Source organism: Motilimonas sp. 1_MG-2023 (assembly GCF_030547455.1).
GTDB lineage: Bacteria > Pseudomonadota > Gammaproteobacteria > Enterobacterales > CBDFNC01 > Motilimonas.
The window spans coordinates 1-12,355 of record NZ_JAUOPX010000021.1; the positions used below are offsets into that span (position 1 = coordinate 1).

8 protein-coding genes are annotated in these 12,355 nt (G+C 42.8%); 3 read left to right on the top strand and 5 right to left on the bottom strand.

Going from position 1 to position 12,355, the window contains the following annotated elements; all coding sequences use genetic code 11:
* Positions 1–393 precede the first annotated feature (393 nt).
* Entirely contained in the window at positions 394–1,113 is a 720-nt protein-coding gene (gene btsR / locus Q4519_RS12145) for a two-component system response regulator BtsR (RefSeq protein WP_303512538.1), read from the bottom strand.
* Entirely contained in the window at positions 1,110–2,804 is a 1,695-nt protein-coding gene (locus tag Q4519_RS12150) for a sensor histidine kinase (RefSeq protein ID WP_303512540.1), read from the bottom strand. Before Q4519_RS12150 ends, btsR begins: the two co-directional genes overlap by 4 nt.
* Before the next feature lie 371 nt (positions 2,805–3,175).
* On the opposite strand from Q4519_RS12150, the gene Q4519_RS12155 reads away from it, so the two are divergent.
* Positions 3,176–4,249, top strand: a complete 1,074-nt coding sequence (locus Q4519_RS12155) for a 3-deoxy-7-phosphoheptulonate synthase (protein ID WP_232800132.1) — start codon at positions 3,176–3,178, stop codon at positions 4,247–4,249.
* A gap of 11 nt (positions 4,250–4,260) precedes the next feature.
* Positions 4,261–5,394, top strand: a complete 1,134-nt coding sequence (gene tyrA, locus Q4519_RS12160; RefSeq protein WP_232800133.1) for a bifunctional chorismate mutase/prephenate dehydrogenase — start codon at positions 4,261–4,263, stop codon at positions 5,392–5,394.
* A gap of 133 nt (positions 5,395–5,527) precedes the next feature.
* On the opposite strand, the gene Q4519_RS12165 is transcribed toward tyrA, so the two are convergent.
* From Q4519_RS12165 to raiA, 3 genes are all read right to left on the bottom strand, one after another.
* Positions 5,528–6,370, bottom strand: a complete 843-nt coding sequence (locus Q4519_RS12165) for a DUF3108 domain-containing protein (RefSeq protein WP_303512548.1) — start codon at positions 6,368–6,370, stop codon at positions 5,528–5,530.
* Between the two features lie 17 nt (positions 6,371–6,387).
* Positions 6,388–8,298: a chorismate mutase gene (locus Q4519_RS12170; protein WP_303512550.1), complete on the bottom strand. Its 1,911-nt coding sequence runs from the start codon at positions 8,296–8,298 to the stop codon at positions 6,388–6,390.
* A 78-nt stretch (positions 8,299–8,376) separates the two neighbouring features.
* Entirely contained in the window at positions 8,377–8,715 is a 339-nt protein-coding gene (gene raiA / locus Q4519_RS12175) for a ribosome-associated translation inhibitor RaiA (RefSeq protein ID WP_232800136.1), read from the bottom strand.
* A gap of 417 nt (positions 8,716–9,132) precedes the next feature.
* Between raiA and Q4519_RS12180 the strand changes: the two genes are divergently transcribed.
* The gene (locus Q4519_RS12180) at positions 9,133–12,270 is read left to right on the top strand and encodes an EAL domain-containing protein (protein WP_303512554.1); all 3,138 of its coding nucleotides are present in this window, start codon (positions 9,133–9,135) and stop codon (positions 12,268–12,270) included.
* Positions 12,271–12,355: the final 85 nt, after the last annotated feature.

A 12,355-nucleotide genomic window follows, 5' to 3' on the forward strand; every position in this document is an offset into this window, starting at 1 on the left:
CTCATAGCGCGTTAGCCTGTTTGAATACCAAAGTGATGTTTGATTGCTTTGAGGTAGCGTCGGCTAACGGGCACCTTGTGGCCTGTGATTGGTGAGTGATGATACTTACGCAGGTATTGCTATCTCATAGCGCGTTAGCCTGTTTGAATACCAAAGTGATGTTTGATTGCTTTGAGGTAGCGTCGGCTAACGGGCACCTTATGACCAGACCTTGTGGCCTGTGATTGGTGAGTGATGATACTTATGCTGGTATTGTTATCTCATAGCGAGTTAGCCTGTTTGAATACCAAAGTGATGTTTGATTGCTTTGAGATAGCGTCGGCTAACGGGCACCTTGTGGCCTGTGATTGGTGAGTGATGATACTTATGCAGGTATTGTTATCTCATAACGCGTTAGCCTGTTTGAATACCAAAGTGATGTTTGATTGCTTTGAGATAGCGTCGGCTAACGGGCACCTTATGACCAGACGGCGTGATAATGTCTGCGCTGGCATTCTCGTGTAGTTGGATTTCTTTGATGGCTTGCTCGGCGATTAGGTATTGCTTGTGGCAGCGCAGTAGCGCACTTTTTTCTTCTAAGGTTTTTAGAGTGAGATGAGTGTGGCTTTGTCCCGTAGCGGTAATGACGTGGATCCCGCTATGATCGCTCATCACATATTCTACTTCCGACAGCTGGATCAGCTTAATGGTGTGGTGATAGTAGCAAGGTAAGACTGTTAAGTTAGGCTTGTCATCAAAAAGCATCGGCTTAGGTGTGTGATCTTGTTTTAAGCGGGTCAGTGTCTGCTGTAAACGCGATACTTCAATAGGCTTTAAAATGTAGTCAAAGGCCTTTTTTTCAAACGCTTTAATGGCGTATTCATCATAGGCGGTAACGAACACTATGCGTGGTAGTTGGTTGTCATCGAGCATGCTGGCGAGTTCAAGGCCGGTGATTTTTGGCATTTGAATATCCAAAAAAATCAAATCGGGCTTGAGTTTATTAATTAAACTCAAGCCGGCAATAGCATTGGCTGCTTCGCCGACGAATTCAAACTCGCTTTCTTGCTCAAGTAAATGCTTGAGTTCATCGCGGGCCAAGGGCTCATCATCAATGATTAAATAACGGATCATGGGCGGGGCTCCTTGCTTGTATTTGTTAGGGTTTTGGGTAAGTAAATATTCACTTTAGTGTAAACATTTGGCTCACATTCAATGCTTAAACCATAGTCTTGACCATAGGCATTTTTGATTCGTTTATCGACTATGTCTAAGCCCAAACCATCACTGGTTTTGCTGCGATAAAGGCCCGCGTTATCCTGCACACAAAGGCATACTTGCTTTGGGTGTTCGTTTAAGTCAATAGTGATGCAACCTCCCTCTAGTAAGTGAGAGGTGCCGTGTTTGATGGCGTTTTCAATAATAGGTTGTAAGGTAAAGCAAGGTAAGCTCAGAGAGTAGTCATCAGGGCTGATATTGATCTTAACGTCAAGCCTGTCGCCAAAACGAGCACGCTCTATGGCGAGGTAGGCTTCGACATGTTTAAGCTCTTCCTCTAGTCGCGTAATGTCACAGCTGCGTTTTAAGTTTTTGCGAAAAAAGTGCGACATAGACAACAGCAGTTCGCGGGCTTTATCCGGATCGGTTCGGGTCACTGCACTGATGGTGTTGAGGGCATTAAACAAAAAATGCGGATTTACTTGGGCATGAATCAGCTTGAGTTCTGATTCAGTAAGTAAACGCTTTTGTTCTAAAAACTGGCCAAATAGGATTTGATTGGAGAGCAATTTTGCAATCCCTTCACCTAAGGTGCGATTGATGTTAAGAAACAATTTATGTTTTGGCTCATAGAGTTTAATGGTGCCGACGACTTCACCATCGCCAATGCGTAGCGGAATAATAATTGCTGAGCCCAATCGGCAATGTTTGTCGACACTACACTGATAAGGTAAATTCACGCCATCGGCAAACACAATTTTGTTGTCTTTGATAGCGCCTAATGTCAATGGTGAGCTGATAGCTCGACCGGGTTTATGGTGCTGATGGCCAATACCAGTGAAGGCTAAAATGTGCTTTTTATCGGTGATCGCAACGGCACCGACCTTGGTTTCCTCTAAGATAATATTGGCGATTTGCTCGGCGCTTTGCTGGGTTAATCCCTTGGCCATTATTCCTACTGTACGCTCGGCAATCAACATGGCTTTGGCTGAAAATGCACTGGAAAATTTATCAAACATGGCCTTTTGATCGCGGATCATATGCATAAACAAAGCGGCGCCAAGGGCGTTGGCTATCAGCATCGGCGGGGCGATAAGGGTGACCAGTTGCCAAGCTTGGGCAAAAGGCTTCGCCACAATAAGGATGACCGCCATTTGCACTGCTTCGGCGGCTAAGGTGATGAAAAAAGCAATCAAAGGGCTAAATAGGGCTTCTATGTTACGTTTTCGCACTAAGTACAGGTGCAGTAACCCCCCCATTAATCCTTCTAAAGTTGTGGATATCGCGCATGCTACATCGGTAAAGCCCCCCATGGAATAACGATGTAAGCCGCCTGTTAAGCCGACAAAAAATCCCACCACGGGGCCGCCTAATAATCCGCCCAATACCGCGCCGACGGCACGGGTATTAGCAATGGCATCTTGTACTGCTAAACCAAAATAGGTTCCCATGATACAAAAGCTACTGAACACCAAGTAAATAACCACTTTGTGAGGCAAAGACACGGAGATCGAAACCAATGGCTTAAATATTGGCGTTTTACTAAAAAGGTACGCGATCACCAAAAATACGCTGAGTTGTTGAATCAATGAAATAATAAGCGCCATAGTGCGATTTTTACCCCGTTTGAGCTTAATGCGTTGTCAACGCCAAGAAATAAATAGGAAAAGGGAAGTCATCTAGGATTACTTAATCTTACAACAGCTTTGTTTATCACTTTGTTAAATAGCCCGCATAAAACCCTATCGATACTGAGTTTTACTGTGCCTTGTTAGTTCGAAATTTGTTCATAAAATTAATAAAAACTAAAACTGGCTTGCAAATCAGGCGCTGATTGGTATTTTGTCATCTCGGCTTGCGCTGAATTATCTACAAATAACCAATGTCGGATTGGTTAAACGATAGGCGAGGCAAAGGAATATGTGTTTCTTTAAGGCCTCATTTTTCAATCCTAAACAAATTTTAAGTTGGGTTTATCATGCAAAAAGACAGTATTAATAACGTTCACATAAGTTCAGAACAAGTTCTGATCACGCCAGCAGAGTTAAAAGCGAAACTACCTGTATCAGACAAAGCGTTACAATTTGTGCAAGATGCACGTAACACCATTTCTGATATTATTCATGGTAAAGATCATCGCTTATTGATCGTCTGTGGTCCTTGTTCCGTCCATGACCTAGACGCTGCTAAAGAATATGCCTATCGTTTAAAGAAATTGCATGATGAATATAAAGACACTCTGTATATCGTAATGAGAGTGTATTTTGAGAAGCCAAGAACCACCGTTGGTTGGAAAGGCTTTATCAATGACCCACATATGGATAATTCATTTGATGTTGAAACAGGTTTGCACCTAGGTCGTGAATTACTGGCTTGGATCGCTGAATTAGAATTACCTGTAGCGACAGAAGCGTTAGACCCGATTAGCCCACAATATTTAGCTGAACTATTCAGCTGGTCAGCCATTGGCGCGCGTACGACTGAATCACAAACCCATCGTGAAATGGCCAGCGGTCTATCAATGCCTGTCGGCTTTAAAAATGGTACCGATGGCAGCTTAGCGACAGCCATTAATGCGGCGCAATCGGCGGCGGCGTCACACCGCTTTATGGGGATCAACCAAGAAGGTCAAGTAGCACTGCTACAAACTCAAGGTAATCCTGATGGTCACGTTATTTTACGTGGCGGTAAGCAGCCTAACTACGATTCGGTAAATGTTGCGTTAGCTGAGCAAGAAATGGAAAAAGCGGGCTTACGTCCTGCCATTATGGTCGATTGTAGCCATGCTAACTCAAGTAAAAATCATGAGTTACAGCCTAAGGTTTGTGACAATGTGATCAGTCAAATTCAAGCGGGTAATCGCTCGATTATTGGTGTGATGATTGAAAGCCATATTAATGCAGGCAATCAAAGCGCTGATTTACCACGTGAAGAAATGAAGTATGGTGTATCAGTGACAGATGCCTGTATCGATTGGGATACCACGGCTGAGTTGTTAAAGAAAACCAATGACAATTTGGTTGCTCCGCTAAAAGCGCGATTAGGTCAATAATAGGTAAGCTTATGGCGCATCCACTAGATAATTTACGCAACCAAATAGATTCTGTCGATCAGCAGTTGGTTGATTTATTGGCGCAACGGCTCGCTTTGGTTGCGCAAGTCGGTGAGGTGAAAACCGAACACGGCTTGCCAATTTATGCACCCGATCGCGAAGCGGCTATGTTAGCGAAAAGGCGTGAAGAGGCAGATAAAAAAGGGGTACCACCTGATCTGATTGAAGATATTCTACGCCGCACCATGCGTGAATCTTATGCCAGTGAAAATGATCACGGCTTTAAGATAGTGAATCCGCAGTTGCGTAATATTGTTGTCATCGGTGGTGGCGGCCAGCTTGGTAAGTTGTTTGTTAACATGTTGCGCTTGTCTGGTTATCAAGTGGATGTGCTAGAAAAAGACGATTGGCAGCGCGCTGACGACTTACTCGGCAATGCCGGTTTGGTCTTAGTGGCGGTGCCAATTGAAATTACCCAAGAGACCATTGCGCGGTTAGGTAATTTACCCAAAGATTGTATTCTAGCGGATATTACTAGTACGAAATCAGGCCCTTTACAGGCGATGCTGGATGTACACTCTGGTCCAGTGGTTGGCTTGCACCCTATGTTTGGCCCAGATATTTCAAGTTTTGCTAAGCAAGTGATTGCTTACTGTGATGGTCGAGATGCGCAGCAATACCAGTGGTTGATTACCCAAATGCAAATTTGGGGGGCACGCTTGTATCGCACCAGTGCTCAGGCACATGATGAAGCGATGACTTTGATTCAAGCATTACGCCATTTCACTAGTTTCGCTTACGGCGTGCACTTGGAATCGGTCAATGCTGATGTGAAGCAATTACTTGAGTTATCATCGCCAATTTATCGCTTAGAGTTAGCGATGGTTGGGCGTTTGTTCGCGCAAGATCCTGAGCTCTATGCTGATATTATTATGTCGAATCCAGACAACCTGAAGATGATCCAAGCTTATCATCATTCCCTAGGAGAGGGCGTGAAGTTACTTGAAGCGGGAGACAAAGAAGCTTTTGTCGCATCGTTTAACCGGGTAAGTGATTGGTTTGGTGATTATGCGCAAATGTTTATGAAAGAAAGTAAGGCGCTACTCCAGCAGGCTCATGATAGTCGTCACTATCAAGAGGATTAGTCAGTAACCTGTACTCTGGATAAGCATAAGAATATATTTCCCTATACGTTTTGCGCTTTCATCTCTGAAAACGAAAAAGGAGCCTTTTGCTCCTTTTTTCATTTTTATCTTTTGAAAGAGTGTCTTATTAAAGCTAGTTGTTGGTTTTTGTACAGCCTAAATCAAACTTGCTTAGCTTGGCTTCGATATCAATAATCTTACGTTTGTAAGTGCCTTTCACGAATTGGTAGTCCAGCTCTGGTGCAAACCATAAATACAGCTTGCGGTCTTTCTTTTTGACTTGTTGAACTTTGATGGTGCGATAGTTTTTACCTAGTATATTAAGCTCTTCTTCACCGACAACACTGAAGTAGTAATGGCCTAATTCATCACTCTTTTGCATCAGAAAGTCGAATTCTTTCGTGTTGTTTATCAGGTTTTGACGCATTTGTGCAGAAATAGCCTCAAAGTCTAAAATGGGTTGATTGAAATCAGAGTACTCAGTTTTTTCATCATTCGCGGTGACTTTACTGACTAAGCCATTATCACTAAACCACGCACTGACTTTTGTATCTGTTAAGCCCTTTACTTCTTGTTTAAATTCTCGGGTTAGGTATTGCTGTTGCGTATTGCTCCAGTACACCTTAGATTGATGTTTACCGGTGAAGTTGAACATTAAAAATGACACTTTACCTGAGGTTGTCATGTCAGCTTGTTGCCGCTGCCATTTTTGTTGACGATGAATATTTCCGACATGACTGTTTTTGTAAAAAAATTGATAGCTGAATGAGTTAGTACAACCTGTGCTGGTGGTACTTGACACCTCGGTTGTGGCACCGGGACTCTGTTGTTGAGTTTGGCTTGTTGTGATTGTTTCGTTGTCTGCTAATGCTGCGTTGGCTTGCATGGTCAATGTCATGCAGCAGGCTAACAGGCTTGCTTTGCTGTAACTCAATAATGGAACGAATGCGCCTTTTGAGGTGTTAAGTAACCACATAAATTTTTGGCTCCTGCCTATTCGTTATGCTTTTTTAGGTTGTTCACTTTCTTACTCAATGCGCCTAACCGTTGTAATTGCGTTGACTCATTGGGCTTAGTATCAATAATAGAGCCATTTAAACCTAATGCATATAAGTCTTTATTAAATAAAAGAAACTCATTGTCGGTTATGTCGCCAAAGGCATGCACTAAAATGGGCAATGATGTATGCGCTTTTAAGCGGCAAGTTTGCATTAAATTTAGTTGGGTGTGCTCTCCTTGGTATTGGCCTTGTTCACATAGTAATACTTGTTGGTTTCCTTGCTCCATAATGGTGGTTGCACAGCTAAGCCAATTATCGTTATTGGCTGTTTTTCCTCGCACTAAAATAACAGGCCGGTGCTGACGGCCCAGTTGTTCTAACAGCTCGCTGTTATGCATTTGGTCACCCGCAACATAAAGTAAGTCGGCATATTTGGCGGCGTTATTAAGCTCATGTAATTGGTGCACCGGTAAAATGAGTAATATGTTAAGAGCCTTTGCCCGTTGCTGGCATGCCTGCCATAGTCCTTGCTGGTTTTGGTTTGAATGGGTTGTATCTTGGTTAATTAAAATGGCCTGTGCACCGGCATTTTTCAGCTGCTGTGCTTGGTTGGCAAAATCATCTTCATTAATTACTGTGGCACATGCAATTAGGTTAAATTTTTGATTGAGTAGACTGAGTGCCGCCGAGTGCGATTCGTTATCTGGCACAGGTGTTACCAATTCGGCACTGTGATGAATTTCAGCCAGTTGGGCACCGGGCACCTGAGTCGCTTTTACTTCATTACTTGGGTAGCAGCCAAGCACTTTGAGATATTGAGTTTGTGGGGTTATCTCGGCTAATGCTTGTGACATGGCTGGGCTGTCTAAATTAGCCGCTAGATCAATATAAAACATTTCCTCCCAAGGATTGCCTTGGATTGGGCGTGATTCTAGCTTAGTCATGATCAGGTTATATTTTTTAAACACACTTAAAACGTTGAGTAATGCGCCAGCTGTTTGCCCCGTTGCCAGTACTAAAGTGGTTTTAGCAGGAATTTGACTGGTCACGTTAATGGCTTTGCGCGCCACCAAAATAAAGCGACTAAGGTTTTCTTGTTGGTTAGTGATATGATTTTTTATGTTAACCAATTCAGTGCAAAACTCTTCTTCAATATTGCAAATAACCGCGGCGTGAGCGTTGTTTTTTACTTGCTCGGCGGCTTGGGCACTGGTTAGGGTATAAACAATATTTATGTTGTCTAGCTGTTGGATGAAGTGGCTAGATTGCTGTGCTACTTGTGGCGTGCAGTACAAGGTATCAATTTGCGTTATTGGCAATTCACGGTTGGCGTACAAGGCATATTCGGTATTAACGACAATTTCACCGACGATAGATAAGCGAGTGTGTTGCAACAGATCGTAAACTTCATTAATGCTGCCTGCACTGGTATTTTCGATCGGTAAAATGGCACAGTCAGCGCAACCTTGTTCTACTTCTTGTATGGCTTGTTGAAAATGTTTACATGGCCATTGCACTAGGGTTTTACCTTGGCGATTGATGTACTTGATGCCAGCGAATAAACTTTCAGTTTCAGCGACAAAGGCCAGCTTGATTTGTGGCAGGCTATGCTCAGGGTTAACTAATTGCTGCAGGTAAACTTGTTGAGAGCGAACCGAGTCTTCTAAAATTGTGTGATATATTTCAGTGATATAGTGTGCGTCTAAGCCAAGATCTTTACCTTGAATAATTAGCCGCTCAAGTAATGCTTGCTCACGCTCTTGGTCGCGTACTGGCCTTGGATTAGCTTGTTTGCTGCGAGCCACATCAAGGGCAATGGCTTTTCGTTTCGCTAATAAGGTTAATAAATCACTATCGAGTTCTGTGATGGTGCGTCTAATTTCTTCTAAGTCTAAGCTAGCCATACTGTTTCCTGAATATAAAAAAACCTCCCAGAGGGAGGTTTATTATGTCGTTTTTATTAATATTTACCAAATTGGTTTTTATGCGGCGGCTTCTGTCTCTTCTTCTACGACGCGCTTATGTATAGCAGTGCGTTGGGCATTCGGTTTATCAACGTGTTTATGCAGCTGTTTTTCTAGTTTTTGCCCCAGCTTATTAATGGCACAGTACAAATCATCATGGGTAGCAGTGGCAAATAAATCTCCGTTGGGAATGCCGATAGATGCTTCAATTTTAAAGCCTTTTGGCTCTTGAGTAATGATGAAATGTGGTTTGATTAACGGTAGCTGCATTTTTTCTAATCGGTCATAACGAGCGCTTATTTTTTCACGCATTGGGGTAGTGATAGCCATATGTTTACTAGTAATTTCTATAGTCATAAATAATGCCCCTTTTTGATAACTATTTTCTGTTGCTCCATTTCAGATTACGACTTTATAGAAATAAAAAAGTGATCTTGATCACTCTTTGTCATTACAAAGAGAATAAAGAAATTATTTTATGATCTGGTCTTGTTTCTGCTGCAGAATATCTTTTTTGTCCTTGTTTTAAGTTAAGGGGTGTAGCAGTATCAATAAGGATAAGGTGGTGCTTCAGCAAGGCGTGCCTGTGCAATAAATCACTCTTCTGATTAAGATCGTTTTGAGATATAGCTCCTCAAAGTAGGTGAAGTGGCGATTGTTTAGTCAGTTCTTTCTCTTTCTTGCTGTATTAATCATATTAACTACATTTTCTCACCTAATTGATGTGTGGCTAAGTTAATATAATAGTATTAAAGTTCTAAAAGCTATTGGTATATGTTCAAAGGATTATTTAACAAGAAGGCTGGCCATATTACTAGTGAAGAAAGCCATCATTTAGACTCTTCTCCCGAGCAAACCACTAGTAGCAAGTTAGTCGACTCTCGCTCAGATGCTAACCCGTACGAAGGGCAATGCGTTTTTTGGTATTGGGATTTTGCAGATGACAAGATTTATTTTCAAGGTTGCAATTCCACTAAACTGGCCAAAATTACCGCACAATCATCCCTAAAGAGCAGTGAACTTATTGCGTTTGTTTGTCCAGAAGATAGAGCCACATTTCGCGTTTTTTTAGACGAAGCTTGGCGTGGTGAAGCGCCTGCGCCACTTGAATATCGAATGCTCAGCCCGGAAGGAGAGGAATTTTGGGTGGTGACTATGCTCAGTCAGCCCATATTTGATGGTTTAAACAAGCCGAAAATCTTGGCGACAACAACCGAGCAAACTTTATATCGCAGTGCCAATGAATACCGTCAACAGCAAAATAACTTATTATTACATTTAGCGACCGATCCGGCTTTACATCAAGGTGACAGTGCTAATTTTTTTGCCCACTTGGCGGAGCATTTAGAGCCTGTTTTTCAGCTGCAACACATTAGCATTTGGATTGCTAACGAGACTTTGTCTTCGCTTACTTGCGTTGAGTATTCTGGTGATGGCTTTGGCAAACTCGGCGAGGTATTACTACGTCAAGATCATCCCAGTTTTTTTAAGTCCGTTGCTGAAAACAAAACCATAGTGGCCAGCGATATGGCTTTTGCTCCCCATACCCAAAGCTTAGATGTCCCCCAACATATTAGTTCTAGTATCCAAACCAGTATTGTTTCTGAAGGTGTGGTTAAGGGGGTTATTTTATGTCAGTCCGCTGGAAAAATGCGTCAATGGAGTATTGATGAGCAAGCATTTTTAAAATCTGTGGCGGCGTTGGCGGCGCGAGTGATGGAAATGGCGCAACGTGGGCTGCAGGAAAAAGCGCGGCTACAGCGTGAAGGATTGATTGATATTATTGCCAGTGCCATTTCGGCTGAAACGGGACAGGGCTTTTTTAATGCATTGGTTAGTGAATTAGCGAAAGCATTAAAAATGCGCAGCGTGATGTTGTGCGAGATTGAATCGGAATATACCGCGCGTACGTTAGCGATGGTGGAAGATGGTGAACTGCAGCAGAGTATGATTTTTTATACCGCAGGCACCCCTTGCGAGAGAGTGGCCAGTGCGGGACCGCAGATTTTTAAAAGAGAGGTGGGAAAATACTATCCCGATTGTGGTGAATTTGTTGATTGGCCAGTAGAAGGATATGTTGCTTGGCCATTGATTAATGGTCGCGAGCATATTATTGGTTACTTGGTATTAATGAGTGACGATGTGGTTGTGGATGAAGCCAATGTAAAAGTGTTGCTGCAAACATTTTCCTTACGGGCGTCGGCAGAGCTGGTACGTAAACAAGACGAAGCACAATTAAAGCTTTCTGCAGTGGCGTTTGAAACCAACGAAGGTATCATTATCGCTGACCCTAATGCTTTGATTTTAAGAGTTAACTATGCTTTTACGGAAATAACAGGCTATGCTGCTGATGAGGTAGCAGGGCAAGACATTAGCATCCTAAATGGTGAGCGTCGTAGCGACCAAGATATTTCTTTGTCACAGAAGTTAGATGAAGAAGGAAAATGGAGTGGTGAGTGTTGGCGGTTACGCAAAAATGGCGAGCTGTACCCACAGTGGGAAACCATTACCTCAGTGCGTGATGATGACGGTAACGTCACTCATTATGTTATTTGTTTTGAAGATATGTCAGAGCGTAAAGCTGCTGAAAAGCGTATTGAAAATCTTGCTTATTATGATGAATTAACTGGCCTACCTAATCGACGCATGTTACTTGAAAGTTTGTCTGATGCATTTGAACATGCTCAGGCGCACAACATGATAGGTGCTTTACTGTTTATCGACTTAGATCATTTTAAAACCATTAATGATTCTTTAGGTCATGCCGCTGGCGATTGGATTTTAGAGCAAGTGGCAAGTCGATTACGTAACATGATCCGCGATGGCGACATTTTGGCCCGTTTAGGTGGTGATGAATTTGTGCTGCTGCTACCGGATTTGTCTGAAAACCCACCTCATGCTGAGCAGCAAGCTAATATTGTGGGTGAGCGCCTCATCCAGATCGTTTCTGCGCCGTATCATTTTGGTGAGCAGATACTTCATATTGGTGCGAGTGTGGGCATCACGCTATTTCCAGGTAAAAAACAAAATGCCAGTGACTTGTTAAAGCAAGCTGATACTGCCATGTATCAAGCCAAATCAGCAGGGCGCAAAACCTTAATGTTCTTTGATATGGACATGCAAAAGCAGGCGGATAAACGCTTAACTATCCATAATGCGCTGCGCTCAGCGATTGAGAAAAATGAATTACTGCTGCATTTCCAGCCTCAGCATATGGTTAAAACGGGCGAAATAGTTGGTGTTGAAGCCTTAGTACGCTGGCAGCCGGAAGGTAAGATGCTGATCAGTCCGGTTGAATTTATTCCAATTGCGGAAGAAAGCGACTTGATCATTGAAATTGGCTATTGGGTGTTACTAGAAGCATGTAAACAGTATATGAAGTGGGTCGAGCAGGATATTCAGTTGCCGCAAATCGCAGTGAATGTTAGTGCAAAGCAGTTTCACCATGTTGATTTTGTTGAGCAAGTAGAAGAAGCGTTGCACTTATCTGGGATGGAGCCAAGCTATCTTAACCTTGAAATTACTGAATCTGTGGTGCTTGGTCATGCCGAAGAAACTATCCGTAAAATGACGCTGTTAAAAGAAAAAGGTATTAGCTTTTCAGTGGATGATTTTGGTGCAGGTTACTCTTCTTTGTCTTATTTGAAGCGCTTACCGGCTGATGAGCTTAAAATTGATCGTTCCTTTATTCGTGATATTCCACGCGATGCCAGTGATATGGCCATTGTTGAGGCGGTTTTGGCCCTTGCCAAGCATATGGGGTTTAGTGTGACAGCTGAAGGTGTAGAAACTCGTCAACAGTTAGAGTTTTTACAAAAGCAGGAATGTAACTTCTACCAAGGGTATCTTGCCAGTAAGCCAATCACGGGCGATGCCATTGTCCGTTATGTGAAACGGCTAAAAACCATCTAACCTCTTTCTCTCGTCATATATAGGGGATTTTAGCTTTTACGGTTAAGATCCCAGCAATCTGTTACAAGAATGCCGATCTGGTTTC

Coding starts and splice junctions, on each gene's coding strand:
- btsR (WP_303512538.1), bottom strand. CDS start 1,113: ATGATCCGTTATTTAATCATTGATGATGAGCCCTTGGCCCGCGATGAA.
- Q4519_RS12150 (WP_303512540.1), bottom strand. CDS start 2,804: ATGGCGCTTATTATTTCATTGATTCAACAACTCAGCGTATTTTTGGTG.
- Q4519_RS12155 (WP_232800132.1), top strand. CDS start 3,176: ATGCAAAAAGACAGTATTAATAACGTTCACATAAGTTCAGAACAAGTT.
- tyrA (WP_232800133.1), top strand. CDS start 4,261: ATGGCGCATCCACTAGATAATTTACGCAACCAAATAGATTCTGTCGAT.
- Q4519_RS12165 (WP_303512548.1), bottom strand. CDS start 6,370: ATGTGGTTACTTAACACCTCAAAAGGCGCATTCGTTCCATTATTGAGT.
- Q4519_RS12170 (WP_303512550.1), bottom strand. CDS start 8,298: ATGGCTAGCTTAGACTTAGAAGAAATTAGACGCACCATCACAGAACTC.
- raiA (WP_232800136.1), bottom strand. CDS start 8,715: ATGACTATAGAAATTACTAGTAAACATATGGCTATCACTACCCCAATG.
- Q4519_RS12180 (WP_303512554.1), top strand. CDS start 9,133: ATGTTCAAAGGATTATTTAACAAGAAGGCTGGCCATATTACTAGTGAA.